The 25,971-nt window shown below is 60.5% G+C and carries 20 protein-coding genes and 1 pseudogene; 8 read left to right on the plus strand and 13 right to left on the minus strand.

Going from position 1 to position 25,971, the window contains the following annotated elements; genetic code table 11:
- Nucleotides 1-21: 21 nt before the first annotated feature.
- The 6 genes from ABD837_RS20785 to ABD837_RS20810 form a co-directional block, all read right to left on the minus strand.
- Nucleotides 22-825: a hypothetical protein gene (locus tag ABD837_RS20785; protein ID WP_345058446.1), complete on the minus strand. Its 804-nt coding sequence runs from the start codon at nt 823-825 to the stop codon at nt 22-24.
- Between the two features lie 121 nt (nt 826-946).
- Entirely contained in the window at nt 947-1,834 is an 888-nt protein-coding gene (locus ABD837_RS20790) for a hypothetical protein (RefSeq protein ID WP_345058448.1), read from the minus strand.
- Between the two features lie 125 nt (nt 1,835-1,959).
- On the minus strand, nt 1,960-2,823 hold the full coding sequence (locus ABD837_RS20795) for a hypothetical protein (RefSeq protein WP_345058450.1): 864 nt from the start codon (nt 2,821-2,823) through the stop codon (nt 1,960-1,962).
- Between the two features lie 50 nt (nt 2,824-2,873).
- Nucleotides 2,874-3,731: a hypothetical protein gene (locus ABD837_RS20800; protein WP_345058452.1), complete on the minus strand. Its 858-nt coding sequence runs from the start codon at nt 3,729-3,731 to the stop codon at nt 2,874-2,876.
- A gap of 101 nt (nt 3,732-3,832) precedes the next feature.
- On the minus strand, nt 3,833-4,696 hold the full coding sequence (locus ABD837_RS20805; protein WP_345058454.1) for a hypothetical protein: 864 nt from the start codon (nt 4,694-4,696) through the stop codon (nt 3,833-3,835).
- Nucleotides 4,693-5,388, minus strand: a complete 696-nt coding sequence (locus ABD837_RS20810; RefSeq protein ID WP_345058456.1) for a DUF2306 domain-containing protein — start codon at nt 5,386-5,388, stop codon at nt 4,693-4,695. The genes ABD837_RS20805 and ABD837_RS20810 overlap by 4 nt, the downstream gene beginning before the upstream one ends.
- A gap of 9 nt (nt 5,389-5,397) precedes the next feature.
- Here ABD837_RS20810 and ABD837_RS20815 point away from each other — a divergent pair, with 9 nt between their 5' ends.
- Entirely contained in the window at nt 5,398-5,817 is a 420-nt protein-coding gene (locus ABD837_RS20815; RefSeq protein ID WP_345058457.1) for a hypothetical protein, read from the plus strand.
- A gap of 14 nt (nt 5,818-5,831) precedes the next feature.
- On the opposite strand, the gene recQ is transcribed toward ABD837_RS20815, so the two are convergent.
- From recQ to ABD837_RS20830, 4 genes and pseudogenes are all read right to left on the minus strand, one after another.
- Nucleotides 5,832-8,081, minus strand: a complete 2,250-nt coding sequence (gene recQ, locus ABD837_RS20820; protein WP_345058459.1) for a DNA helicase RecQ — start codon at nt 8,079-8,081, stop codon at nt 5,832-5,834.
- A gap of 141 nt (nt 8,082-8,222) precedes the next feature.
- Nucleotides 8,223-8,372: pseudogene (locus ABD837_RS25055) on the minus strand (DUF559 domain-containing protein); the annotation flags it as partial.
- Nucleotides 8,332-8,556: a DUF559 domain-containing protein gene (locus ABD837_RS20825; RefSeq protein WP_345058461.1), complete on the minus strand. Its 225-nt coding sequence runs from the start codon at nt 8,554-8,556 to the stop codon at nt 8,332-8,334. The pseudogene ABD837_RS25055 and the gene ABD837_RS20825, both read right to left, overlap by 41 nt.
- An 80-nt stretch (nt 8,557-8,636) precedes the next feature.
- On the minus strand, nt 8,637-9,863 hold the full coding sequence (locus ABD837_RS20830; RefSeq protein ID WP_345058463.1) for a THUMP domain-containing class I SAM-dependent RNA methyltransferase: 1,227 nt from the start codon (nt 9,861-9,863) through the stop codon (nt 8,637-8,639).
- A gap of 125 nt (nt 9,864-9,988) precedes the next feature.
- Here ABD837_RS20830 and ABD837_RS20835 point away from each other — a divergent pair, with 125 nt between their 5' ends.
- From ABD837_RS20835 to ABD837_RS20860, 6 genes are all read left to right on the plus strand, one after another.
- Nucleotides 9,989-11,410 (plus strand): sugar MFS transporter, encoded by a 1,422-nt coding sequence (locus ABD837_RS20835; RefSeq protein WP_345058465.1) that lies wholly within the window; start codon nt 9,989-9,991, stop codon nt 11,408-11,410.
- A 23-nt stretch (nt 11,411-11,433) separates the two neighbouring features.
- Nucleotides 11,434-12,015 (plus strand): hypothetical protein, encoded by a 582-nt coding sequence (locus ABD837_RS20840; protein ID WP_345058467.1) that lies wholly within the window; start codon nt 11,434-11,436, stop codon nt 12,013-12,015.
- Nucleotides 12,016-12,099: 84 nt separating this feature from the next.
- Nucleotides 12,100-12,645: a hypothetical protein gene (locus tag ABD837_RS20845; RefSeq protein WP_345058468.1), complete on the plus strand. Its 546-nt coding sequence runs from the start codon at nt 12,100-12,102 to the stop codon at nt 12,643-12,645.
- 98 nt (nt 12,646-12,743) lie between these two features.
- Nucleotides 12,744-13,784, plus strand: coding sequence for a UDP-N-acetylmuramate dehydrogenase (gene murB, locus ABD837_RS20850; protein ID WP_345058469.1), 1,041 nt, complete (start codon nt 12,744-12,746; stop codon nt 13,782-13,784).
- 124 nt (nt 13,785-13,908) lie between these two features.
- A complete protein-coding gene (locus ABD837_RS20855; RefSeq protein ID WP_345058471.1) occupies nt 13,909-14,913 on the plus strand; it encodes a hypothetical protein in 1,005 nt (334 codons plus the stop codon).
- Nucleotides 14,914-15,035: 122 nt separating this feature from the next.
- The gene (locus ABD837_RS20860) at nt 15,036-17,396 is read left to right on the plus strand and encodes a phospholipase D-like domain-containing protein (RefSeq protein ID WP_345058473.1); all 2,361 of its coding nucleotides are present in this window, start codon (nt 15,036-15,038) and stop codon (nt 17,394-17,396) included.
- Between the two features lie 346 nt (nt 17,397-17,742).
- Here the strand turns inward: ABD837_RS20860 and ABD837_RS20865 are convergent, their stop codons facing one another.
- The 3 genes from ABD837_RS20865 to ABD837_RS20875 all read right to left on the minus strand — a co-directional run bounded on the left by ABD837_RS20865 (nt 17,743) and on the right by ABD837_RS20875 (nt 24,385).
- The gene (locus ABD837_RS20865) at nt 17,743-20,733 is read right to left on the minus strand and encodes an MSEP-CTERM sorting domain-containing protein (protein ID WP_345058475.1); all 2,991 of its coding nucleotides are present in this window, start codon (nt 20,731-20,733) and stop codon (nt 17,743-17,745) included.
- Between the two features lie 347 nt (nt 20,734-21,080).
- Nucleotides 21,081-21,518, minus strand: a complete 438-nt coding sequence (gene yiaA, locus ABD837_RS20870) for an inner membrane protein YiaA (RefSeq protein ID WP_345058477.1) — start codon at nt 21,516-21,518, stop codon at nt 21,081-21,083.
- 422 nt (nt 21,519-21,940) lie between these two features.
- Nucleotides 21,941-24,385 (minus strand): endonuclease MutS2, encoded by a 2,445-nt coding sequence (locus ABD837_RS20875; protein WP_345058479.1) that lies wholly within the window; start codon nt 24,383-24,385, stop codon nt 21,941-21,943.
- Nucleotides 24,386-25,005: 620 nt separating this feature from the next.
- Between ABD837_RS20875 and ABD837_RS20880 the strand changes: the two genes are divergently transcribed.
- Nucleotides 25,006-25,416 (plus strand): hypothetical protein, encoded by a 411-nt coding sequence (locus ABD837_RS20880; protein WP_345058481.1) that lies wholly within the window; start codon nt 25,006-25,008, stop codon nt 25,414-25,416.
- Nucleotides 25,417-25,971 lie beyond the last annotated feature (555 nt).

A 25,971-nucleotide genomic window follows, 5' to 3' on the forward strand; every position in this document is an offset into this window, starting at 1 on the left:
AATAATTTTCTGCCCACCACTTTAGCGTTGCGCCACTCGTTTTTCAATCCACCATTCGTCGTTCTGCCAGTAGGTATCCCAGCCCACGCGGGCATAGCGAGGGTTGAGGTGGAGGTCGCGGTCGCCAATTCGGAAGCGGGTCAGAATCTGATGAGCAGCCGCCATTCCCTGCTTCCAGACGGCGGGTACGGGGTCGCCGTCGGCCCCGTCGCGCCACTGGCCATCGAAAAGTAACCCGCCATTGCGGGTGAGTGCGTTAGCCGTGTAGGGAACCAAAGCGGCCCGGCCGCTGCTGCCCACCCGGAAATCGACTGCCAGCTGCCCATCGAAGCGCCCGCCCAGGCCGTGGGTGCTGGTGGCTTGCAGGGCAAAGCTGCCTGTGGCGCAGTAAATGGGCTTAGCCATATTGCTGGCACCATCCTCTCCCGCCGAGGTGGCCGGCAGGAGCTGCACCTGCTGTACCTCAATACTGCCCCGAAACGGTGTGATGTCGCCGTAACAGCGGAACTTGCCGGCCACGATGTAGCGGCCGGGGCTTTTGGCATCGGGCTGCACACTGAGAAACACGAATTCCAGCCGCCGCCCATCGTACCCTAAAACACCGTTCAACACGTCCTCGGAGCCGCTTCGGGCCTGGTGTTGCCACAGCCGGCCCAGGCTGGCGCGAGCCAGCAGCGCCGTGCGGTCCGCGTTGGAGAGTACCGTGCCGGGCGCAGCCAGAGGCGCGGCAGTGGTGTGGCCAGGGCCGGCAACAGCGGGCCAGTACAAAGGCTTGGCGGCACCAAGCAGCAGCGCAGGAGCCGCCAGCAGCAGGAAGTAACGCATGAGAACAGCGAAAAAATCAGGTGAGCAAGGGCTGGCTATATTGCCAGATGGCGCTTCGGGGTTTTCAACGATTAGCTGTACCGTTTAGTGTTTTGCGGGCTGGTGGGGGAAATAATATTGCTCAAAGAAGGCCGGTATCACGTCGTGGGGTCTTTGCCCACCACTCCTCATTTTCCCAGTATTTGTTCCAACCCAGCCGGGCGTACTTAGGGTTAACCTCGGGGCTTCGTTCGCCCACGTTGAAGTCCGCGAGCACGTTCTGCCGGCTGTTATAGAAGTAGATATCCTCGACCCAAACCACGGGATAGCTGCGGTGCGTCTTCGAATTGGTCCAAGTGCCTTCGTACTTGAGGCCGCCACCCTCCGAAGACATTACTTCTGTCTGGTAATCGAACTCCAGCCCCCGCTCATTGTCCACCCTCCAAGCAATACTGACTTTGCCCCGGAATACGCCCGCTCCCCGACGAGTAGAATCTTCATACAGGGCAAAGCCTCCTTCGGTCAGATTTACCAGTGGAGGGTCTTTTTGCGCAGCACTATATTTCCTGTAACGCGCCAACCGTTCCGCGGAGAACCGCGGTGCCTGGCCGAAGTGGCTCACCGTAAAGGTACCTTCGAACGGTGTCACCACTCCTTTGTACCGGTCCTGGCCCTGCAGGTGGTACACGTTGGGGTTGGTGATGTCGCGCTGCACGTGGGTAAAGACAAAATCGATGCGGCGGTGCTCGGGGCCAAAGAAGCCGTTCTGGGAGTGGTCCTCGTCGCCTTTCACGGTTTGCAGCAGCGGGGTCAGGTCGTGTTTCCGCACCAGCGCTTGGAGCGCCGGCGGAAGGGTTTCGAGGGGCGCCACCTCACTTACCGACGCGGTCGCTTTGGCAGGCGTAGTGGCGGCAGCACGGCCGACCACCAAGGCTGGCCGGGAAGCCGCCTCCTGGGCTGCTTGGGGATGCGCCTGGGGTTGGCAGGCAATGGTCAGCAGGCTGGTCGCGGTGATAAGCAGGGCTTTCATGGCAAAAAGGAAGGAATAGGAAACAGAAACGATTGTTACTTAAAAGCTTAAGCCAGATATGGGCGATTTGGCCCACCATTCGTGGCTATCCAAAACTCATTCCAGCCAAGCCGGGCCAGCACGTATCAGAGGAGCGGTGGCTTGGCCGAATCGTGCCACCATTCCTCGTTGGCCCACAACTCGTTCCAGCCCAATTTAGCGTATTTCGGGTTGATTTCATCGCCCCGGTCGCCAATAGCAAAATCCTGAAAAACATCCGGCGCGGCCATTACCGCCGAAGCCGCTACGACGAAGCTTTTAACCTGCCCAGTTGTAATGTTGCGCCGCTTGCCCCGCAGCAGTACCCCACCGCCCCGGGTCGGGTTGGTATCGTCGACGCCATCGACTAGGCTGGTGACATAGCCAAAATGATGGTCGGCAGTCACGTAAAAGTCCAGCACTGCTTCGCCTTCAAAAAGGCCGCTGTTTTCCTGTTTCTCCTCGCGCAGCTGCAGCTGGGCCTTGGCCGTGTAGGTCTGCACCGAGCCCGGGGCAGTACCGAGGTCGCCTTCCATCATCTGCTGGAAAGCAGAATCGGGTAGAATTGCTATTGCCCGCATAGTGAGAGTGCCGGTGAAGGGGCGAATGTTTTTGCGGTAGCGGCATTTGCCGCGCACGTGGAAGAGCTCGGGGTGCTGGGCATCGCGCCTCACCTCGTTGAAGACAAATGCGAAACGGTAGTGGTCGGGCCCGAAAAAGCCCTCCAGTGTGGGGTCGTCCTTGCGTTCGTCGGTATTGCCCTGCCACAGCGTGGCCAAGTTGTGCTGGCGCACCAGCGCGCGCATGGGCGCATCCAGTGTGTCGGCGGCCGCGAATAGCGAAGGCAGCGGCTGGTTCAGTGGGTGCTGTGCAGCCTTAGTTGCTAGTTTTGCAACTACCGCTTTGGGCGTTTGGTGCTGGCAGGCCGCGCTCGTCAGGGCCACCGCGAGTAGTACAATCAGCTTTTTCATGAGGCAGGAATGAGGGGCAATTTTCAAAAGGCAAGCGCACGGATGCAGCTCTATAGGCTCATGGCAGGCTTGGTTGGTTTGGCCCACCATTCGTTATTTTCATACAATTCGTTCCAGCCGTACTTGGCCAGTTCGGGGTAGATGGTATCGCCCCGCGACCCTAATCCCATTTTTTCCAAGGTTTCGGGTATTATCACACTAAAGTCGCTGGACCAGGAAGCCGCCTTGATTTGGCCTGTTTTGTTGTCGCGCCACACCCCCTGAAACAAGAGGCCGCTCCCCTTGCTTGGGTTTGTCATGCCACCTTCCATCAACGGCTCAGACCAGGCCAGCACGGCCTTGCCGCTAGCGGTGAGAAAGAAGTCCAGCATCACCTTGCCGGAATAGACCCCGGCGCCTTTCGTAGTCGGGTCCTCCGTAATGGTATAGTCACCGATAACCGAATAGCCCCGCGAAGGCTGGCCTGTTTCCGGGCGCGCCAGGTCCGTGGTATCGGGCAGGCTGGTGAGCTGCTTAAAGGTACAGGTGCCGGTGAAGGGTGTTATTACTTTTTTGTAGCGGTTCTTTCCCCAGATATGGTAAACATCGGGATGCTGCTCGTCGCGCACCACCTTGGTAAAGAAGAAGGAAACGCGGTAGTTGGCAGGGCCGTAGAAGCCTTCCATTGCCCCCCTCTTTGTTCCTGGTTCCGCCGATGAGTCGGAGAGTGCCGCTGTCAAATCGACAGTCTGCAACAACGCCAGCTTGCCCGGCAAAGCCTGCACGGCAACTGCGTGCCTACCTGCGCCTGCCGTTGCTGCGGCGGGCGTCCCCTGCTCAGGTTTGGCAGAAGCATTATGCGACGTGGATGGCGGGTTACAAGCCGAACAGGCCAGGGCAAGCGCAAGAAAGGAAAGCGGTGGTTTCATGACGCAAACTTACCAACTAGGCTTCTAGCTCATCCCATAATTACATATATCCTAGCTAAGATTTATATGCGCGGGTTGACCGAAATGGGTGGCCCGCGCTACTAGGGCAGCACTCGGTTGGGGTAGCTATTGGCAAGAAGGGGAGTCTGGGAAGAAAACCACCATTCATCCTGGTTATAGTAGTCGTCCCAGCCATACTTTTTGTATTTGGGGTTGATGATGGCCACGCGCCCGCCGATGTCAAAATCCCCGAGTATTTCCTGGCCCACCGGGGGAAACTCGGAAGCCCACACCACGCGCTGCGTCTGCGTGGCGTGGGCATCGGTCCGGGTGCCTTCAAAAGCAAATTGCCGGGAGCGCATGCGCGCCGCGCCTTCGTCGCCGGCCAGGGACACCGTGTTGCCATAGGTTTCAAAATCAACCGCCGCAAGGCCTTGCATGGCCCCGGTGGGCTGCGACTTGTCATCGTACAGCTGAAACCGAAAAGGCCCCGTCGCGATGTAGATGCCGTTGGGCTTGTCGAAGGCATGGCGGGCTTGAGTGAGCTGCAGGCTGCCTTTTAGCAAATTGACCTTTCCGAATACCCGGGTCAGCCCCTCGACGTGGAAGAGGCCAGCTTGCTTGGCATCCTGCTTCACCCAGGTGAACGCCACCTCCAGCCGCTGCGGCTGCAAGCCGAAGAACCCATTTTGCGCGGCACAACCCGGTTCCTTACAGATTTGAAGCAGCTGCGACAAGTCATGATGCCGGAACAACGTATCGCGCTGCGACGCGGCCAGGGTATCGGCGAATTGCATCAGCCGGTAGCTTTCCTTTGGGAACAGGCGGCTATCACGCAGGGTAAGCTGCCGGTTTTCCCTGCTTTTTTGCCGGGCTTTGGCAAACGCCAGTGCCAAGCCACCCAGCCCAAGCAGGACGACCACGACAAAGCCAACTTTGGTGATGGTGCGTGCTGCGTTGTTCATGCCGATGCTTTATTAAGAAGGTTTCCAGAATATTCGCGCAGAAAATACCGCCCCAAGCCCACGCCTAGCAAGATTTCGAGCAGCACCAAGTTGCCGACCCACGAAAGCCACGTCACGGTCAGGTAGGTTTCAATGGGCTTGGTGTCGAGCACGTAGTACATGAAGTAGCTTTCGCCGCGCAGGGCCAGGGCAGCCAGCGTTACGGCGTAGGAGCGCAGCATCCAGTCGACGTGCAGGGACCACTGGCGCTGGCGGGCCGCCTGGTAGGCGCGCCAGGTGCACAGCCACCACACCACGCACTGCAGCGTGAAGCCGACTTGCGCGGCCAACCCGCCATTGGCAAAGCGCGCCAGAACGAGGCCCGACGGGGCCGCCAACGCCAGAATGCCGATGATGTAGAACTTGCCCAACTGCCGGTGCAGCACCGGCCCGCGCCGCGCCACCCACGGCAGAAACTGCAACAGCCCGGCTACCAGTACCAGCAGACTGGTGGTGATGTGCACGTAGAAACCCAACCGAAAAAGCGGGTTGTCGTTGGTTTCGTCGCTCTTGGTGGTGAGAAAGTGGATGCCCTTCTCAAAGGTGTAATAGGGCAGCGTTTTAGTGAGCATCAACCCCGCAAAGGCAGCAATGAGCAGAGCCGATAGTAGTAGAACGAACTTACGCAGCATGGCTTTCGTGAACAGAAGCATTTATAGCCAATGATACTTCTATCTTGCGGGAAACTCCCTTTTCCTTTCCAGATGTTTACACCCCGTGCGTTGAAAATTGCGGCTATTGTGGCAATGATACTGTCTGCCGTTGGCCTTTTACTCAGCTTGCTGCTGATTGGCAAATCAGGCACCTTCATCATGGGCCTTTTTTCGTGGGGCTTGTTGCTCTGGGCCAGCTACATTGGGTTTCAGCTTTCTTCCTACAAGCTGTATGAAGACGAATATAAAAAAATTGCCTACCGCATCTACGCCATTATAGCCGCCTTTATTGCGTTTCTATGCTTCGGCCTTATTACCGGGTTGGTCTTGGCAGTGGTACTGCTCAGCAGCCTGTGGGGGCTCAAAAAGAATTACGACGAGTGGACGAACAGCCAACCTGCAGAAGGTTCTGAAATAGACGCGCTATAGGTTCACCCGGCAACCTACTGCCCACGCAACCGCTTGTGGTAGAGCGCAGCCATGCGCAGCTGGAAGTAGTCGTACTTCTCGCGCAGGTGGTCGAATAGGTCGCGCAGCGTGGGGTCGCCCCCGAGCTGAGCGCGGGCGGTGAAGACTTCGGCCAACTCCGCGTCGCTCACGAAGTCGTGGATGCGCAGCTCGCGGCCCTTGGCGTAGGCGTTGTAGAGATGCGTTTTCACGGTGCTCAGGGCCAGGCCGCGGCGCTCGGAAATGTCCTCGGGCGTGAGGCCCATCTGATGGAACTGGATGGTGGCATCCTCCGAGTCAGTCACCGTTTTGTCGGCTTTTTCAGTCTTCTCCGCCTTGTTGAGCGGCGACAGGCGCGGCCGCGGCTCGCTGAACATGTTGTCCGAATCGGAGGGAACAGCCCCGCCCCCTTCTTCCAGAATAAGCCTGATGAAGGCTTCGCCGTAGGTTTCGAACTTCTTCATGCCCACACCCGACACGCCCAGCATGCCCACGCGGTTCACGGGGCGCTCGGCGGCCATTTCCTGCAGCGTGGCATCGGAGAACACCACGTAAGGCGGCACGCCCTGCTCGTCGGCAATGGACTTGCGCAGCTTGCGCAGCTTGTCGAACAGCTGCGCTTCGGGCGTGCCAATGGCGGCGGCGGCAGTGGCGTTGGCAGCTTTCTTGCCGGCGCGGGTGGGCTTCTCGGCTTTCTCGGTGGGCTGGAATTTCTTGAGCGGCAGCGGCAGCTCGCCTTTCAGCACCTGATGGCCGCGCTCGGTGATTTTCAGGGCGTAGCCTTCCTCGTAGGCGATGTAGAACAGGCCGTCGTTCAGCATCTGGTGGATGTAGCTGTACCAGTCGAGGTAGGGCAGGTCGCGGCCCGCGCCGTAGGTTTTTATCTGGTCGTAGCCGCCCTGCAGCACGGCCTGGTTGCGCATGCCCCGCAGAATGTCAATCAGCAGGTTGATGGCTACTTTCTCGCGACTGCGGAACACCGCCGATAGGGCCTTCTGGGCAATGAGGGTGCCATCGAACGTGGTGGGCGGGTTGCGGCAGATGTCGCAGTTGCCGCAGTCCTGGGGCAGGGTTTCGGAGAAGTAGTTGAGCAGGATTTTGCGGCGGCAGCTGGCGGCTTCGGCAAACTGCTGCATGCGCTCGAGCTTAGCGGTGTTGAGCTGGGCCTGACGCGCGGGCACGTCCTTGGTCACCATCTCGCGCATCTGCATCACATCGGCGAAGCTGTAGAACAGGATGGCGGTGCTGGGCGCACCGTCGCGGCCGGCGCGGCCGATTTCCTGGTAATAGCCCTCAATATTTTTCGGCAGGTTGTAGTGCATCACCCAGCGCACGTTGCTCTTGTCAATGCCCATGCCGAAGGCAATGGTGGCCACAATCACCTGAATATCATCCTGCAAGAAAGCCTCCTGGGCCTTGCCGCGCTGCAAGGGCGTGAGGCCGGCGTGGTAGTGCGCCGCCTTAATGCCCTTGGCAATGAGCTTGGCCGAGATGGTTTCGCAGGTTTTGCGCGAGAGGCAGTAAATGATGCCCGGGTCCTGCGGGTGGCGGCCAATGTAGTCGATTACCGAGGCCACCCGGTCCTGGCCGGGGCGCACCAGCATGTTGATGTTGGGCCGGTCGAAGCTGGACAGAAACACCTTGTGCTCACGCAGGTTGAGCTGGGTGATGATGTCGCGCTTGGTAAGACGGTCGGCCGTGGCCGTGAGGGCAATGATGGGTGTGCTAGGGAAGTGCGTGCGCAGCTGGCCCAGCTGGGTGTATTCGGGCCGGAAATCGTGGCCCCAGCTCGAAATACAGTGCGCCTCGTCAATTGCAAACAAACTGATGTTGACGCGGGTCAGGAACTGCATAAACCCGTCGCTCAGCAGCTTCTCAGGCGACACGTAAAGCAGCTTGAGGTAGCCGCCCGTGGCGGCGCGGGCAATGTCGTTGGCCTCGCTCTGGCCCACACTGCTGTTGATGTAGGCGGCGGGAATGCCGTTGGCTTTCAGGGCTTCCACCTGGTCCTTCATCAGCGCGATGAGGGGCGAAACCACGATGCAGGTGCCTTCGGAAACGACGGCCGGAATCTGGAAGCAGACCGACTTGCCGCCGCCGGTGGGCATGAGCACCACAGTGTCTTTCCCGGCGAGGATGTGCTGGATAATGTCGCCCTGCATGGGGCGAAAATTGTCGTAGCCGTAGTACCGTTTCAGGGCCTGGCGGGCGGCTGTGAGTTGGTCGGGAGTGGCTAGTTCGGGCATATCGGTCGGGGTAACCTCACCCCCCGGCCCCCTCTCCAAAAAAGAGGGGGAGCCAGACGGTTGTTCTAAGGGGTTTTTTTTCAGGAATTGGGCTATTTCGGCCAAGACTTCGTCTAAGCTGGTTAGCACTTGCTGGTTGGTGAAACGCAGTTCGCGGTATCCTAATTCCGTTAGTGTGAAGGTACGGCCGGTATCGTATTCGGCTTGCTCGGGAGTGAGGTGGATTTCGCCGTCAACCTCGACAATTAGCTTAGCAGCTACACAGATGAAATCGACAATAAAAAAAGCCAATGGCGTGCTGCCGACGAAATTTTATTCCCTGCTTCGAGCCGCACAGATGTTGCCAAAGCAGATTTTCAGCGGGCGTAGCAGCTTTGCGATTTTCACGAGCGTAGACTTTGGCCTTGTCCCAGGTGCGAACATCCGTGCGGTAGATGTGCTCTTGCGGACCGCTGAGTTTGGGAGGCTCGTTCATGTGAGGAAGGTAGTACCACCCACCAGAACCTCACCCCCTGACCCCTCTCCAAAAAAGAGGGGGCACCGGTTATATTTTTTTTAGCTATTGCTCTGAGCGTCGTCTGGCTCCCCCTCTTTTTGGGAGAGGGGGCTGGGGGGTGAGGTTCCGGCAGGCGGTGAGGCCCGCCGGCTCCCCCGGTATAGCTCATACTTCAAGAGCCGGCAGTCAATCGGTCCGTTAAATAGCGGCACCCGCCGCGCCGGCTTCAGCCCGACGCTCTTGGCCGCTTCCAGATTTCCCGTAAACACAAACGCGTTGTAGCCCTGGAAACCCGTTTTCAGCGTGTTACCAATCGTCTTGTAGAGGTCGGCCATTTCGGCCTCCTCCCCTATTCGCTCGCCGTAGGGCGGGTTCATAATTACGATGCCCGGCTCCTCCTTGGCTGGGGCCATTGCGTCCTTCACATCACGAACGGAAAGCTTAACGAAATCCTCCAGGCCGGCAGCGGTGATGTTGGCGGCGGCCATGTCGATGGTTCTGGGGTCGAGGTCGGAGCCGGCGAGGTAGGCTTGCGGCTCGTCGAGGCGCTGGGCTTTGGCTTCTTCGCGCACTTGGTTCCAGAGCTCGGGGTCGAAGTCGTACCAGTTTTCGAAGCCAAACTTGCCCTGGTGAAACAGGCCGGGCGCGATGCGCTGGCTGATGAGGCCCGCCTCGGTGAGAATGGTGGCCGAGCCGCACATGGGGTCGATGAGGGGTTTCTTGCCATCCCAGCCCGAAAGCATGACTAGGCCAGCGGCCAGCACCTCGTTCAGCGGGGCTTCGTTGGTGTGCTGGCGGTAGCCGCGGCGGTGCAGCGAGTCGCCGGCTGCGTCGAGGCTGAGGATGACTTCGTTTTCCGTCATGCGCAGGTGCAGGCGGATGTCGGGCGTGCGGGTGTCGATGCTGGGGCGCTCGCCGGTGCGGTCCCGAAACTGGTCCACAATGGCATCCTTGGTGAGTTGGGCCACGAACAGCGAATGCTCAAATGTGGAGCGGTTCACCACGGGCGTGATGGCAAACGTCTGGCCGGGACCAATAAAATCCTGCCAGTCGATGCGGCTTACTTCGCGGTACAGGGCTTTTTCATCGGCGGCATAAAAGGCGGCGAAGGGCCGCAACAGGCGCATGGAGAGGCGGCTCCACAGCGCGGCTTCGTAGAGCAGGCGGTGGTCGCCGATGAACTCGACAGCCCGCGAGCCCACGTGCGTGATATCGGCCCCGAGGGCGTAAAGCTCGTCGGCGAGCAGTTCTTCCAGGCCGAATTGGGTGGTGGCGGTAAGGTGCATAGAATTAACGCGGGCTTTGGCCCACAGCGCAAAGGTCGGCAGAAAGTCTAGCGCATGCTTTAGCTTGCGCTACCAAACCCATCACATTTCCACCGGGCGCAAGCTGAAGCATGCGCTACGCTCCTATGGCCCTCGCTCCCTCCTCCCCCGCTCCCACTGCAACTGCCGCGCCCGCACGTTCCTACGCCGGCCCCATGGTGCTGATGACGACCCTGTTCTTCCTGTTCGGGGCCGTTACCAACTTCAACGACGTGCTGATGCCGTATTTGAAGGACGTGTGCCAGCTCACCGATTTGCAGTCCTCGGCGGTGCAGTCGGCCTTCTTCGGTGCGTATTTTCTCATGTCGCTGCCTGCCGGCTGGGTGCTGAAGAAGCTGGGCTACCAGCGCGGCATTGTGGTGGGCCTACTGGTGATGGCTGGTGGCGCTTTGCTCTTCATCCCGGCGGCCGACTCGCGAGAGTTCGCCTTGTTCCTCACGGCGCTGGCCACCCTGGGTGCCGGCATCACGCTGCTGCAGGTAGCGGCCAACCCCTACGTGAGCATTCTGGGACCGGCGCGGGGCGCGGCGGCGCGGGTGAGCGTGGTGGGCGTGGCCAATAACTTCGGTGGGGCGCTGTCGCCGCTGGTGGGCGGCTTGGTGTTGTTCGGCGGCTCGGTGGCACTAAAGGCCCGGCTGGCGGCGCTGCCGCTGGCCGAACGGCTGGCCGAAGAGTCGAAGCTCGTGAAAGGTCCGTATTTAGGATTAGCGGCATTTCTGATGCTTTTGGCAGCAGTGTTTTTCTTCTTGGTAAAGTTGCCAGATATTGAAAGCATTCCGGCCGATGAAGCTGTGAGAGGGGCTGAATGGGATGAGGATGGCAAGCTGAAAATATCTCACCGCACTAGCGCGCTAGGCTTTCCGCACCTTGTGCTGGGCATCGCGGCCATTTTCGTGTACGTGGGCGTAGAAGTCGGCCTGGGCTCGTTTCTGATTCGCTACGGCGAATCGCAGGGCATCAAGCAGCTTTCGGCCTTCACCCAAAGCCTGGTGCAAGGGCTGAACGTGGCCACCAACTACGCGCTGGTGCTGTTTGGCAAGGAGCCTTCGGCCATTGATACCACGGCTGGTTTCACCAAAGCCGTGGGCGCGGTGCTGGTGTCGTCGTACTGGTTCGGCTCGCTCATTGGTCGGCTAATAGGCATTCCGCTGCTGCTGAAGTTCCACAACCGAGTGCTGCTGGTGGCCGTGTGCGCGGCGGGCACGGCGCTGGTGGGCGCTAGCATCCTGAGCACCGGCGAAACCGCGCTGTGGCTCATCGTGCTCTGCGGACTGATGAACTCCATTATGTGGCCCGTCATTTTCCCGCTGGCTATCACCGGGCTCGGGCCGTTCACCAAGCAGGGCTCTTCTTACCTGATTATGGCCATTGTGGGCGGGGCGCTTATTCCGCCGCTCATGGGTTGGCTGGCCACGCACGGCGGAGGACTGCGGGTCGCCTTCGTGGTGCCGGCGCTGTGCTACTTGTACCTGCTGTTTTATGCCGTGAGCGGCTACCGCGTGCGATAGTTCTTTAGGTGTTTTGCTAAACGATGACAACTCCGCGTTCTTATCGCCTGCTTAGCGCCGGCAACGTGGCCTTGGTTTCGGGAGCTGTAATCGCGCTAACCACGGTAGCGGTGTGGCAATTCGGGCTGGGCCACCACCGCTCGCTGTTTGCCAATTCGCTGATTTCGACCAGCATTTTATTCGCGGCTTTTTCCATCTTCACCACCATGGGGCTCTACCACGGCGTGAAGCTGCGCGACGATGTGGGCCGCCTGACTGACCGCATCAGCCGAAACCATTTTCCCAGCGCCAGCGGGCTTGAAGGGTTGCAAGGCTTTGATGTAGCTGAGGGCCATGGAATTGTGGCTGCCATTATAATGGCAGTGGTGCTAGCCATCGTGGCGGTGTTCATCATCTGGTGGCTGGGTGCGTTGCTCTGGACGGGCATTCTCATCTTCGCGGCAATGCTGTACTGGGTGTTTTTCCGGGCCATGCGGCTGGTCTTCAAGAACTCGAATCGCTGCCGGGGCCGTTTGTGGGCCAGCCTCGGCCAAGGGCTGTGGCATGCCGGCCTGTACACAGTTTGGATTTACGGCATTATCTATGCGGCGCACTACCTGGGCTGAGCGCGAATTGCACTAAGTTGTACCCAAGCCCGTTAAAGGCCGAACTGCCAAGCCTCCTTAACATACCGGCAGACTATTTTACTAATGAAAAAATCCCTGTTCACCCCCATCCTCTTTGTATTGGTCCTGCTGCTGGGTATTGTCGGTTGCAAGAAAATTGAAAACCTGCTTTCGTTTCAGGTTAATGACTCCAGCAGCTTTGTAGTACCGGCTTCAGGTTTGCTCAACACGACCGTTCTATCGCTGCCGGGCGCCACGGTCAATTCCTCGTCTTCGGGCACGTATTCGGCCAATAACACCAGCGCCGACTATGTGCAGGACGTGACGCTCGACCGCCTGGCGCTGACCGTGACCGACCCGGCCGGGCAGAATTTTGATTTCCTGAAAAGCGTCAAAATTTACATTGCCAGCGACAACTCGGGCACCAACAAAACCCTGCTGGCCTCGCTCAGCCCGGTGCCCACGGGGCAGATAAGCATCAACCTCACGCCTTCGGGCGCCAAGCTCGACCTGTACCTGCGCAGTGGCTCCTACACGCTGTTCACCGATGTGGAGGTGGCGCAGCCCGTGCGCCAGAATACCACCGTGCGCGCCGACTCTCGTTTCAACGTAAAAGCCAGGTTGAAATAACGCAGCTAGGTGCTCCCTTCAATGCCTGCCACCAGCGGCCGGGCTGCTGCGCAAACTCGCCGAGTTTGCGCAGCAGCCCGGCCGCTACCTTTGCGGCCATGATGCCTATGCTCGAAGAAAACGTCTCCCTCCGCCCCTACAACACTTTCGGCCTCGATGTGCGGGCCCGCTACTTCGCCCGCTTCGCCTCGGCCGATGAGCTGCGCCAACTGCTGAACCTCCCGCAGGTGCAGGCGGCCGAAAAGCTCATCCTCGGCGGGGGCTCCAACCTGTTGTTCACGCAGGATTTCCCCGGCGTCGTGCTCAAAAATGAAATCCGTGGGCTCGAAATCATGAGCGAGGACGGCACCGACGACACGGCCCTTATCCGAGCCGGGGCCGGTGAGAGCTGGCACGGCCTCGTCGAATATGCCCTCGACCAACAGCTGAGCGGCATCGAAAACCTGTCCCTTATTCCCGGCACGGTAGGCGCGGCCCCGCTGCAAAACATTGGCGCCTACGGGGCCGAGTTGCGCGACACCTTCGAGCATCTCGAAGCCGTCGAAATCGGCACTGGCGCGTTGCGCGTATTCACGGCCGCCGACTGCGGTTTCGGGTACCGCGAGAGTGTATTTAAAAATGTGCTCAAGGACCAGTTTGTGGTCACGGCCGTGGTGCTGCGCCTGCACCGGCAGGCCCGGCCTAACGTGCGCTACGGGGCCATCACTGAAACACTGGCTGAACTCGGCATCGAGGGCGACCCTACGCCGCAGGAAGTGAGCCGCGCTGTGGTGCACATTCGCCGCTCGAAGCTGCCCGACCCGGCCGTAATCGGCAATGCCGGTTCCTTTTTCAAAAACCCTGAAATCTCTCAGGCCGCCTTCGACCGCCTTAAAAGCCAATACCCCGACCTGCCCGGCTACACGGTGCCCGGCGGCGTGAAGGTGCCCGCCGGCTGGCTTATCGAACAGGCCGGCTGGAAAGGGCTGCGGCGCGGGCCCGGCGAAGGCACCCACGGGGTGCACGCCCGCCAAGCGCTGGTACTTGTGAACCACGGCGGGGCTACGGGCAATGAAATACGGGCGCTGGCCGAGGAAATAATCGCGGCCGTACGCCAGCAGTTTGCCATCGAGCTTCACCCGGAAGTTAATATTTTGTAAAGATTCAACAGAACGAATTCAAGCCATATTTTTGCGGCTGGGATAATGGAAAATGAATATTTTATGCTGAACTTTGCGAAGGCGGCTTCATTGTCAGTCTATTTATTTTCCAATTAGCTCGAGCATGACTTCACTTTTTCTTCTCGCCGGCCTCCTCACCGGGTTCCTTTCCGCAACTTCCACTCCGCCCGGGCCGGGCGTCCCACCCGTGCTAACAGTGAAGGCGGCGCGGGCCCAAGCCCCTGGTAGCACCGTTACCATTCGAGCCGTGGTAATCAACGGCCCCGAAATGGGCAACCTCCGCTATGTGCAGGACACCGACGCGGGCCTGGCCCTCTATGCCCAGCCTACCAAACTCCCGGGCTTTGGCGACTTGCACGCCGGCGACAGCATCCAGGTAACGGGCCAGCTGAAGGTATACAACGGCCTGATGGAAATGGACCCCATTGCGTCGTTCCATAAGCTGGCCAGCGGCATGCGCGTGCGCGCCGTGCAAGTGCCCGCTGAGCGCGCGGCCGAGGCCTTTGTGGAAGCCAACGAAGGCCGCTTGTTGGAGATTAAGGGCGTTAAACGCCTGACGAACCTCACGGGCAGCCCGGCCATGTCGTTTAATGGCAATACCAATTACCTGATTGATGGACTGCCCGGCACCCTCGTACGGGTTACCTCGGCCAGCACCGGTCCGGATGGGCTGGTGGACTCGGCTCCGCCAACGGATGAGTCGTTTGATGTGCGCGGCATCCTGAGCCAGCACGCACCGGGTGGCACGGGCGGCTACCAGCTCATGCCCCGCCTCATCAGCGACATGGTGCGCGGTGGGGGCCTTCCCCGCCTTACCGAGGAGCCCGTGCCCGTAAACGTTAGCGGCAATGGCTTTACCGTGGTGTTTTCGACGCTCAACCCCGGCGACACCCGGGTGCGCTACGGCCTCGACCCCAAGCAGCTGAAGGAAAGCCAGGTCGACCCAACCCTCACGACCCGCCACAGCCTGCCGCTCACCAACCTCATTCCGGGCACTACCTACTACGTGGAGGTAAGCTCGCGCAACGCCAATGGCACCGAAACTGCTCCGCCGGTGCCCTTCATCACCAGCAGCGGCAAGCGCGTACGCCTGAACGGCAAAAACTAGTTTTTGTCTGGCCGGGCACTTCGCGCCGACGGTTGCGGTTGGTGCCGCTGAGTTTCAACAACTTTGTTATTCGGCTCCGGCCCAGGCTTGTCCTATCTCATTCCCACTCAGTTCTTTTAAGTATGAAAAAATTTACTCTGCTGGCCTTGTTTGCGGGCGTCCTCACGGGCGGCTCAGCGGCGGCCCAGACTGTTATAACCATTGCGGCGGCGCGGGCCATGGCTCCCACCACCAACAGCACAGCCGGCCCCACCGTTACGGTGCGCGGCATTGTCACGAACGGTGCCGAGCTGGGCTCCACGGTTAGCATCATTCGCTACATCCAGGATGGCACGGGCCCGAACTCGGGCGTGGGCGTGTACTCGACCGATGCCGGCGCTTTTGGCAGCGCCCTCAGCACGCTGGTTCCCGGCGACAGCATTCAAGTAACCGGCGGCCTGAAGATGTTTCGCGGCTTGCTCGAAGTTGACCCCATTACGTCGCTGACCGTACTGGCCGGCAACCGCCCGGTGCCGGCCCCCATCGTGTTCACAGCGGCCAACGCTGCCTCGGCTTATGCCGAACAGTACGAAGGCATGCTGGTGCGCATCAACGGGCTCACTTCGGTGAACACCACCGGCGGCGCCACGGTCTCGTCGTTCGCGGCGAATACAACCTACCGGCTGAATAACAACGCCACGCTGGTTACCTACGTGCCCACCAGCTCGAATGGGGCCGATGGCCTGATTGGCAAACCCAGCCCGACCGGCACGTTCGACGCCATAGGCATCGTGAGCCAATACGCTTCGTCGTCCACCAGCACCACCGGTGGTTATCAGCTACTCAACCGCAAGTACGCCGACTTTGTGCAGGGCCTCACCCCCAACCTGACGACGACTCCGGTGCCGAGCAACATCACGACCAATGGCTTCACGGTGTCGTTCAACACCTCAAACACCGGCGACACCCGCTTGGCGTACTCCACCTCGCCCACCGGCACTTTCACCACCGTAGCGGGCAGCACCACCCTCAGCAATGCCCACAGCCAGACGCTAACGGGCTTGTTGCCGGCCACCATCTACTACGTGCAGGCCATTTCGGTGAACAGCGTGGGCCGTTCCGAGTCGCGCCTAGTGCCCATGATTACGGCTTCGCTGTCGTCGGGCGTTATCAAGAACTACTTCAACAACCCCGTGGATGCGACCCTGGCCCTCCCCGGCAATGTGGCCGTGTACACGCTCAACAGCAGCGCGCCGGATACGTTGGCCAAGTACATTGGACGCGCCACCCAGACGCTGGATATTGCCATTTATAACTGGAACAACACGATTATTCGTGATGCCGTGATTGCTGCTAAAACCCGCGGTGTGCGCGTGCGCATTCTCTACGAAGACGACAATGCCAACGTGAGCGTGGGCCAGCTACCCACCACAATTCCCCGTGCCGCCCGCCCGGCCCAAACGGGTAGCAGCGGCAGCGCCATCATGCACAACAAGTTTGTGATTATTGATGCCGAGAGCACCAACCCCAACATTCCGTGGGTGTGGACGGGTTCGATGAACTGGACGGCTGCCCAGCTGACCACCGACCGCAACAACGTGATTGCCTTGCAAGACCAGGCTTTGGCCCGCGTCTACACCGTTGAGTTTGAAGAGATGTGGGGCTCGAAAACCGACGTGCCCGGCACCATCCTGTTCGGCTCGCGCAAAACCGACAACACCCCGCACTTCCTCATGATTGGCGGCCGCTCGGTAGAGTCGTACTTCTCGCCCACCGACAACGTGAATGGTCGCCTGCTCACCGCCATTGCCTCGGCTGACAACGACCTGCACTTCGCGTCGATGCTCATCACCCGCGCCGACCTGGGCCGCGCCCTGGCTAACCAGGTTATCAGCCGCAACATTGCCGCCTGCTCCGACGGCCTCGTGAACGACACCAGCGGCACGGCCGGCTACGCCTTCCGCCTCATCAAGGCGGGCATGGGCAACCGCGTGCTCATCGACCGCACCAACGGCATCATGCACCACAAAACCCTGATTGTGGACGCCGGTGCCAGCCAGTCGGACCCGACGGTGTTCGTGGGCTCGCACAACTGGACGGCTTCGGCCGATACGGAGAACGACGAAAACACGCTGGTGGTGCACGATGCCAAAGTGACCAACCGCTACTACCAGGAGTACGCCGCCCGCATTGCCGAGCAGACTGCTGGTATCACGGTATGTCGCCTGGTACTGGCTACCAAGGCCGGTAGCATCCAAGCCAACACGCTGCAAGCCTACCCCAACCCTACGCGCGGCAGCTTCCAGCTGCACCTGACCGGTGCTTCGGCCCGCATGGCTACCGTGGTGTTGCGCGACGTAACCGGCCGCGTGGTAATGACCCAAACCCAGCCCCTGAACGGCACCGACCTGACCATCGACGCCACGTCGCTGAAGGCCGGCCTGTACATGGTGCAGGTGACCACCCCCGAAGCCGTGCAGACGAGCCGCGTAGTGGTTCAGTAAGCAGCTGTTAGCTGAAAGGCAAAAAGGTGGCTCCCGCACGGGAGCCACCTTTTTTTATGCCTGAAGCGCACATCCCAATTCTGCGCTTTTGAGCGGTGCCCCGGCCCCGGCCTGAATCACCCAGGCAATGAGCGCCAGGAAGCCAACCGTCACAACTGCATATAGGAGCGTTTCCCGTCGTTGACTCATAACGGGCCGGGCTGCCCTTGGAGCTTACGGCAAGGGAAGTGGGCGAAGCAGGACACGCCCGATTGCAGATACTGAGCAATAGCAACCCCAAAGCGGCTCGTCATCAGCCAGCATACGTAACGCGGCCGGTCCCACGTCGGGGCACTGGCCGCGCTAGTTATAACTGCCGCGTGCCGGCTATAGCGCGCATGCGTCGCAGGTGCCAGCCGGCCAGCAACAGTCCGGCAGCTAACAGTAGCAGCGCGCCGCTGTCGATGGGGGTGGCGGTAGCGCTGGGCGCTAAATTTTCGTTTTCCATCGTATCGAGCGAGGCGGTGGCGGCCAGGGTTTGCTCCTGCTTGCGGTACAAAGCAGCTTTTTGGGCGTTGTTTTCGAGGGCCAGGAAAGAGGTGAAGGGCGTGAGAATGCCCGCCCGAAAGCTGGCCTGGATAAAGGGCACCCGTTCACGGTCGGTGATTTCGGGGTGGAAGCTTTGCCACTGGCCGTAGCCCCGCAACAGCAGGCCAGCCAACCAGCGGGTGGAGGCCGGCGCATTGGCCGTGGGCACGGTGGGGCGCCCAACGATAACGACGGCGGCAGTTGGCGTGGCGGGCAGGTAAGCGCGCGGGTGGGCAGCATCGGGCCAGGCACGCACCGGGACGGGGGCGCCGGGCGCGGGCAGCGCCACTTGGCCGAGTTGCAAGGGCTTCCGGGTTTCGTGGCGTAGCGAGTGCGGCACAAGGTGCCCATCAGGGCCCAGCACATAGAATACGTCGCTTTCGGGGTAGGCGATTTGGAAATCCTCGAAATCCGCATCCAACACGGCGTTGTTGAAGTCGTCGGTCACCGCCACCAGCACGGGATAGGTAGCGCTGGGGTGCTCTTGCGTATCGAACAACACCCGACGGATGGCCCCGCTGAGGTAAAAGCCGCCGGTGCCAGGGATTTTGCCGAGCGCATCGGCCCAATCGGTGCCGGCAGCCACGGGGATGGTAGCGGCATTCACCAGACTGAACCGGGGCGCTGCCCCGTTGGGCATTGGCTGGGCCACCTGGCTCGCCACGCGCTCACGGAATGCCTTTGCGGAGCCCGGCCGGCTCGCGGATGCATCGAGCAGGAAATGGTAGTAGGGCCGGCGCTGCACCAGCGGCAGCCGCTGCTTGGCCGCGGCGCTCACGTAGGCCACGCCGCTGCCCGGCACGCTGATGGACGCAGTGAGTGGGGCAGCGGCACTGTCGCCCAGGGCCAGCGTGCGGCCGTCGACGGTGAGCGTGCAGGGCTCTTTGTGCAGGAACTGGATGCTGGTGTGGCGCGCCTCGGCTCCTGACACCGGGTAAACCCGCACGGCAATTTCGTTGGGCCCGCGGTAGGCCAGCAGCCCGGGGTCGCGGGAGCTGTTTTCGCTCAGAATCTGTGCAAACACCCAGGTGGCGGCTTTTTTCTCGGCCAGAATGCCGTGCTCCTGCCGGTTGCCAATGGTGAGGGTATAGTCGCCCACCCAGCAGCCTTCGGGCAGCCGAATGGCCGTGCTATACTCGCGGTTCTGGAAGCTGGAGTTGCGGTTGGCCACTTCCAGGTCGACCCAGCTCACCCAAGCTTGCTGGCGGGCATCGTAGGTGCTGCGCACAGCAGCGCTGCGCAGTTGAGGGGCGTCGGGGTTTGGCGCGGGGTCGTTGAAGCCGTCGAGGTCGGCCCCGGTGAAGTTTTGGGTTGACGGTGAGCTATTGAAGCGGCTGCGTGCTAAATAATTGGGGTCGGGCACTGCGCCTTTAAAAATCAATTCCAACTCGTTGATTTTGTGCTCCGACAGCATCAGGTTATCGAGTACCAGCCAGTTGAAGTAGGTAGACAGGTAAGGCTGCTGCGAGCCGAAGAACAGTTCCTGGTTGCGGTCCTTGTTCTGCCGTACCTGGGCCAGCGTAGCCGCCAGTGCTTCGGCATCGACGTGCGGCGGCTGGGTGTAGTCGGGCGTGTACACGTAGGCCAGGGCTTCGTGCAACACCTGCCGCCGGTGCCAGAAGCTGCCAGTGAAGTAGAGCGGTAGCACGGCCAGCCCGGCCACCAACGCTGCAGTTACCAGGCGTGGCGAGTACACCGCCCGCAGCGCGGCCACGTCGTCGCTCAACTGGCGCACGTGCACCACAAACAGCAGCAGCGGGGCCAGCAATAAAAACCCGGCCCCAATGAGAATAATGGCCGGAATTGCCAGCGGCAAAAACGGCAGGAACACCAGGAAAAAGTAAAACGTGAAGCCAAACAGCGCGCTACGGCCCAGCAGCTGCGCCAGCCGCAGCCCGGGCCGGCCGCTATCGGGCAGGCACAGCAGCACCCCGTTCACAATGGTGAGTATATAAAACCACGGGCTGCTGAAGTTGCCGAAAATGCCGTTGGCCTCGCGGAAGCCCTGCCCGAAAAACAGCCCGTTGTTCACCCCCAGCCCAATCAGCGGCAGCACGATGGTGACCACGATTTTCCAGACGAGGCCGCCATCGGCCCAGCTTCGCTCGCGGCGGCGTGAGGTGATGAACAGCGCCCGCGTCAGAAAAAAGAAAAAACTCAGCGTGCCCACTACCAGCGCCACCACAATGATGACCGTGCCCACGGTTTCCCAGACAGATGGTCCCGTGTACACCTGGGTACCAGACGAGCCGCGGAATAGCTGCGACACCCACGACAGCACCCCGAATACCAGTGCCCAGCCCATGGGTACCACCACCGCAAACAAGATGTTGGGCGCGGCCTGGTGGGGCTGGTCGTCGGGTGTGAAGCGGGCCACCAACGCCAGCATGGCGTGCGCTAGTGTGGGCATCAGGAAGGTCCAGGCCATGAGGATGGGGTTGGTGGGCACCATCCAGGCGGGCACACTGCGAGGCAGCAACTCGTCGGCTTGCGTAGTAAGCAGGCACAGCCACAAGCTATAAGCCAGCAGCGCTGCTACGCTGTACCAGGCACTCACCGGCTGCCGGCGCACCATTTGCAGGCCTGCGTAGCCCGCCCCGCCCAGGCCCAGCAGCGCCAGTACTGCCCCAAAGGCTTGCCACTCCCCCACACTCGCGGCCGGCAACAGCGTGTGCACCACCGAATACTCGCCGGCACACACCAGCAGATACACCAGCAGCGGCGCGGTGTTAGCCAGAAATATCCATTTGGGAGAGCGCAGGTTTTGCATGGTTTGGGGCAGAAAACTGCCGTTTGAAGAGGAGAAAAAGGCACAGGAAATCCTGCCCGGCTCCGCAACGCGGCCGGCAGCAAAACCCGGATATCAGGAACGATACAAATGTATTTTAAAGAACTTTGTATTTCAAAGTTTATTGTCAAATAGGGCCGCTGTGCAATAGAAAAAGCCGTTCCTGACCCAGGAACGGCTTTTTTATTTTTACTCATTGAACGACTCGTGCCGCTTTACTAGCTGGTTGCGCTGGAGTGCCGCGCGGCGGGCATGTATCTGGAGGCCAAGTGCAGGCTCAGAATATAAGCCCCGCAGCAAGCTTCCGCCATCGAGCTCAGCCGCGGCAATTAGCCGAGCTGTGACGGTTCGGAAGGTTCGCGCTTTAGCGTGTCGCGGGTGTTTTTCTGTACGGCAATGGCGGCAAACATGCTCAGCACGAAGGCCATGGCGTAGAAGCCCTTTTCGCTCAGCGTGAGGGTGGCATGCCAGAGGCCCACCGCCAGCAGCAGCACCGTCAGCAGCACCGAGACCCAGCTGATGCCATAGTATAGGTTGGTAACCGGCAGGCCTTCGAGGCGGTCGCGCACGCTTTTCTGCACCGAAATGGCGGCAAACAGGCCGTACATCAGCACCGTGAAATAATAGCCTTTCTCGTTCAGGGCCATTGTGGCATTCCAGAGGCCCACGTTGAAGGCGGCAAAGCCGACGAGCAGCGCCACCCAGGAAGCGCCAATAAAGGCAGCGGATGTTTGCGGAGCGTTCGGGAGGTTGGTTGAGGGGTTCATGCAGAGAAAAAGTTGTGGAAAAATGGCTGCTTCCGGTAGGGTCGCGGCGGCGCGTCTTGCTGGAAACGCAGCAAACCTACCACTATCTGCTGCTATTGGCTAACCAATATTTCCCTATATCAGACTTTTCAATTCTCAAATTCTTCTTTCTAATCCTTGAAATCTCTCTAAAAACAAACCCAGGCCTTGTTCAGACCTGGGTTTTATAATCCTCCCGAATTGGTTTGCAAAAATCGGCGAACGATGTAGAGACGCGACCCTTCGCGTCTCGGCGTTGAACGAGTAAAGCAGAACCTCATAATGGAGGCGCGAACGCTGAGACGCAAAGGGTCGCGTCTCTACATCGTTCGTAATGCACTTCGTGATGGGTATAACTTACGAGACAAAAACTTTATACACCACCCAACGCAACGCCAAACCAGCTATTTCAGCACGGCAATGGTTACGCCGTCCCCGCCCCGGTCGGCGTGCTCGTCGGCCACGCTGGCTACGGCGCGCTGCGAGCGCAGGTAGTCGCGCACCACCTGGCGCAACACCCCGTTGCCGCGGCCGTGCAGGAACTTGATTTCGGGCATGCCCAGCATCACGGCGTCGTCGACGAAGCTCATGGTTTTGGTGAGGGCGTCTTCGGCGCGCTCGCCGCGCAGGTCGAGCGTGGGGCTGAAGCCGGCCATGCGGTCGGTGATGTTCACGCTATTGCCACCGCTCGAGCCACCGCCACCCAGCTTGCCGGCTTTGGACTTAGCGGCCTGCTCCCGCTCCCGGATTTCGGCCCGGCCGAGCTTTTCGAGCTGGCTGAGTTTCGTGAGCGTCTTCATGCCGCCGAACATGACTTCGGCGGTGTTGCCTTTCACGCTCACCACTTCGCCGTGGCCCTCCTGGCCGAACAGAGCCACTTTGTCGCCGGGCTGCACCGCGCCGGCCACGGCCCGCTCGCGGGTGGCTTTGGGCTTGGGCGGCTCAATCTGCAGCTCCTGCCGCACGAAGGTTTCGAGCTTCTCGCGGGCGGCCTTGTTCACTTCCTTATCCGCCTGGCCGCGCCGGATTTCGCCGATGGTGGCTTCGATTTGCTGGTTGGTGTTTACCAGCAGCGCCTTGGCCTGCTGCTTGGCGGTGCGCAGGGTTTCGAGCTTGGTGTCTTCGAGGTGCTGCTTGAGGTCCTGGTATTCCTTGGCGGCACTCTTGAGGCGGCGCTCGGCCTTGGCGGCTTCGGCGGTGCGGGTTTCCAGCTCCAGCTTGTCTTTCTCCAGCCCTTCGAGCAGGCGGTCGTAGCGGATTTTGTCCTTGCCCACGAGTTGGGTGGCGCGCTCCACTACCTCCTTGGGCAGGCCAATTTTGCGGGCAATTTCGATGGCGAACGACGAGCCCGGCTTGCCCACTTCGAGGCGGTAGAGCGGCTGTAGCTTCTCGGGGTCGTAGCGCATGGCTCCGTTCACAAGGTGCGGGGTGCGCTCGGCGAAGTTCTTCAGGTTGGTGTAGTGCGTGGTGATGACGCCGTACACCCGCGCCTTGTTCAGCTGGTCGAGCACGGCCTCGGCGATGGCGCCGCCCAGGCTGGGCTCGGTGCCGGTGCCGAATTCGTCAATCAGCACCAGGCTTTTCTTGCCGGCCAGCAGCATGAACTGCTTCATGGCCAACAGGTGCGACGAGTAGGTTGAAAGGTCGTTTTCCAGGCTCTGCTCGTCGCCGATGTCCAGGAAAATGTCCTCGAACACGCCGGCTTCGGAATTGTCGGCGCAGGGAATGAGTAGGCCCATTTGCAGCATGAACTGCACGAGGCCCACGGTTTTCAGGCTCACGGATTTGCCGCCGGCGTTGGGGCCGGAGATGACGAGGATGCGCTGCTCGTGGTTGAGCTCCAAATCCAGCGGCACTACTTCGCGGGCGTCGCCGTTGTCGCGCTTGTGCTGGGCAAACGCCAGCTGCAGCAGCGGGTGGCGCACTTTTTCCCACTTCAGCAGGGGCTTGTTGTGCAGCAGCGGCAGCCGGCAATCGAGCGTCACGGCCAGGCGCGCTTTGGCCCGGATAAAGTCAATCAGCCCGAGGTAGGAATAGGCCTTGCGCAGGTCGGGGATGTGGGGCCGCAGCTGGTCGGTGAGCACCGTGAGGATGCGGATAAGCTCGCGGTGGTAGGCGTTATCCAGGTCCTTGATGTCGTTGTTGAGCTCGAACACCTCGGCCGGCTCGATGTACACCGTCTGGCCCGAAGCCGACTCGTCGTGAATCAGGCCTTTCACCTTGCGCTTGTGCTCGGCAATAACCGGCAGCACCAGCCGCCCGCCGCGTATCGTCGGCTCGGAGTCGGACGGAATCCAGCCCTCGTTTTTGGCGTGGCGCAGGATGCCGGCAATCTGCTTGCGCAGCTGGCCCTGGCGGGCAATGAGCTCCTGCCGAATCTGGCGCAGCAGCGGCGAGGCATCGTCGCGCACGGCGCCGTCGTCGTCCACCACCTTATCCAGGGCGGCCAGCAGGTTGCGGTCGACCTGAATGCCAATGCCCAGCAGCCGCAGCGTGGGGTACAGGCCGGGGTCGGCGTCGGAGAAAAAGCTCAGGGCCTGCCGGATGGTGCGCAAACTCATCTTCACCTCGAAGAAGGCGGCCACGTCGAGGTAGGCCCCGGGCAGCGCGGCGCGCTTGAGGTGGGCCTGGGCATCGTGGTAGTGGGAAGCCGGAAAGTCGGCCCCGCTGCGCAGCAAATAGGTAAATTCATCGGTCTGCTGCAGAATTTTCAGCAGCGGCTCGTGCTTGGCCTGGAACTCCATGCGGGCCACGTAGTGCCGGCCGAGCGCCGAGAGGCAATTGGCTTCGAGCTGCTCGCGCAGGGTGGTGAAGCCGATTTTTTGTTCGAAGTGTTGAGGTAACAGCAAGTAGGTCGTCTTTCGGTAATGGAATACGAAGGTAAACAGCGAAGCCGGCGGGATGATTCGCGGGGTATATACGAGCGGGCCTACTTTAGTTCGCCGCTCTTCAGCGTCCCCATCTATCGAGCGCCGTGGCAAGGCTGCAATTGACCATAAAGCTGTTTAGAAAGTTGCGGGAACCATGTAGAGACGCGACCCATCGCGTCTCGGCGTTAGCTTCGCTGACCTTCGGTTGAACGATAGGAAGCAACGATTCCGCTTGGCGCGGTTCCGGAGACGCGATGGGTCGCGTCTCTACATGGTTCTGCCAGGTTGTGCCGGCTTCCTAAACAGGTTCTATAGCAAGGCAGCGTATGCAACCAGCAGGGCAGCGCTATGCCTAAGGGGGACCGCAACAGCTGGCAGCAAGACTGATTTTATATTAAAGCGGACATTTGTTCAAGTTATTTAGGCTGAACTAGCAGCAAATAGGGCACGGACAGGTCGTATCGTGGTCATACTCTCGCTCAGGGGGACCTAGATAACTAGTAGCGAGGCAGGATTACCATTCAGAAGGACAGCAACTACCTACAGGAGAGCAATTGCCGCTATCTTTCCAGTCTTTCCATCCGCACAACGTAACACCTATGGCCCCCGACGCTCCTGCCGCCGCTGCTACCGATACGCTGGCTACCCGCTTTGCCCAGCGCCTCATCGAGCGCGATGCCCCGCCCCCGCCGCCCAGCCAGGAACCCGCCGCCGTGCTGGCCCGCATTCAGGCCTGGCTCATTCCGCGCCAGGGCGTGCGCGATGCCCGCACCCACCTGCGCATGGCCCGCATGCTCGTGGCCCTCATGGAGCAGCCCGAACTGAGCACTGAGCAGTTGCAGCTAGCCGCCGGCTTGCAATGGCGCGCCGGCTGCCGCATGAGCCTGGAACTGCTCACCCGCGGCCTCACCCAGCGCGAGCGACGCGGCCGCTACTTCTACCACCGCCTCACCCGCGCCGCCGAGGATGCGCTGCTGGTTGTGGTGGCGGGGGCGCAGGGGGCGGGCTAAAAGGGCAGTTTAGAGCAGTTTCGGAGTCAGTGGATGTAGGGTGCGGGGCTTGCCCCCGCCCGTCGTTGAACGGAACCGGTCAACGACGGGCGGGGGCAAGCCCCGCACCCTACGTCGCTCAGCCTGTACACTGACCACGAAACCGCGCTAAGTGAATATAAGCACTTCACATTGTCCTGCGCGTTGATGCCCCATACTTCTCTATGAATTCCTTCGCTTCCCGTAAATTCTCCGGATACTGAACATAGTTTCCGAACTTGGTTGTGGCCCATTCCGGATAATGGCCTGGGGCAAGGTGTTCGTAGCAAAAGCCGTGCTCCACCAGATAACGAGCTACTGCCCATTTGTCCTCTTCACGCTTTTTAGGTGGACGAAAACGGTGGGGCAGCACCACCAATTCAGCCCCGCAGTCCGTGCACCGCACCGGACCTGTGGCGCCATAAGGCACATTGACCGCTTTGCGACAAGTGAAGCACACATATTTAGCTCCCATAAACGAAAGTAACCCTGATTTTCCTTAACGACTGTTTCCCACGCCCTGCGTCAGCGGACTGA

The organism is Hymenobacter glaciei (genome assembly GCF_039539585.1).
Lineage (GTDB): Bacteria > Bacteroidota > Bacteroidia > Cytophagales > Hymenobacteraceae > Hymenobacter > Hymenobacter glaciei.

Coding starts and splice junctions, on each gene's coding strand:
- ABD837_RS20785 (WP_345058446.1), bottom strand. CDS start 825: ATGCGTTACTTCCTGCTGCTGGCGGCTCCTGCGCTGCTGCTTGGTGCC.
- ABD837_RS20790 (WP_345058448.1), bottom strand. CDS start 1,834: ATGAAAGCCCTGCTTATCACCGCGACCAGCCTGCTGACCATTGCCTGC.
- ABD837_RS20795 (WP_345058450.1), bottom strand. CDS start 2,823: ATGAAAAAGCTGATTGTACTACTCGCGGTGGCCCTGACGAGCGCGGCC.
- ABD837_RS20800 (WP_345058452.1), bottom strand. CDS start 3,731: ATGAAACCACCGCTTTCCTTTCTTGCGCTTGCCCTGGCCTGTTCGGCT.
- ABD837_RS20805 (WP_345058454.1), bottom strand. CDS start 4,696: ATGAACAACGCAGCACGCACCATCACCAAAGTTGGCTTTGTCGTGGTC.
- ABD837_RS20810 (WP_345058456.1), bottom strand. CDS start 5,388: ATGCTTCTGTTCACGAAAGCCATGCTGCGTAAGTTCGTTCTACTACTA.
- ABD837_RS20815 (WP_345058457.1), top strand. CDS start 5,398: ATGATACTTCTATCTTGCGGGAAACTCCCTTTTCCTTTCCAGATGTTT.
- recQ (WP_345058459.1), bottom strand. CDS start 8,081: ATGCCCGAACTAGCCACTCCCGACCAACTCACAGCCGCCCGCCAGGCC.
- ABD837_RS20825 (WP_345058461.1), bottom strand. CDS start 8,556: ATGAACGAGCCTCCCAAACTCAGCGGTCCGCAAGAGCACATCTACCGC.
- ABD837_RS20830 (WP_345058463.1), bottom strand. CDS start 9,863: ATGCACCTTACCGCCACCACCCAATTCGGCCTGGAAGAACTGCTCGCC.
- ABD837_RS20835 (WP_345058465.1), top strand. CDS start 9,989: ATGGCCCTCGCTCCCTCCTCCCCCGCTCCCACTGCAACTGCCGCGCCC.
- ABD837_RS20840 (WP_345058467.1), top strand. CDS start 11,434: ATGACAACTCCGCGTTCTTATCGCCTGCTTAGCGCCGGCAACGTGGCC.
- ABD837_RS20845 (WP_345058468.1), top strand. CDS start 12,100: ATGAAAAAATCCCTGTTCACCCCCATCCTCTTTGTATTGGTCCTGCTG.
- murB (WP_345058469.1), top strand. CDS start 12,744: ATGATGCCTATGCTCGAAGAAAACGTCTCCCTCCGCCCCTACAACACT.
- ABD837_RS20855 (WP_345058471.1), top strand. CDS start 13,909: ATGACTTCACTTTTTCTTCTCGCCGGCCTCCTCACCGGGTTCCTTTCC.
- ABD837_RS20860 (WP_345058473.1), top strand. CDS start 15,036: ATGAAAAAATTTACTCTGCTGGCCTTGTTTGCGGGCGTCCTCACGGGC.
- ABD837_RS20865 (WP_345058475.1), bottom strand. CDS start 20,733: ATGCAAAACCTGCGCTCTCCCAAATGGATATTTCTGGCTAACACCGCG.
- yiaA (WP_345058477.1), bottom strand. CDS start 21,518: ATGAACCCCTCAACCAACCTCCCGAACGCTCCGCAAACATCCGCTGCC.
- ABD837_RS20880 (WP_345058481.1), top strand. CDS start 25,006: ATGGCCCCCGACGCTCCTGCCGCCGCTGCTACCGATACGCTGGCTACC.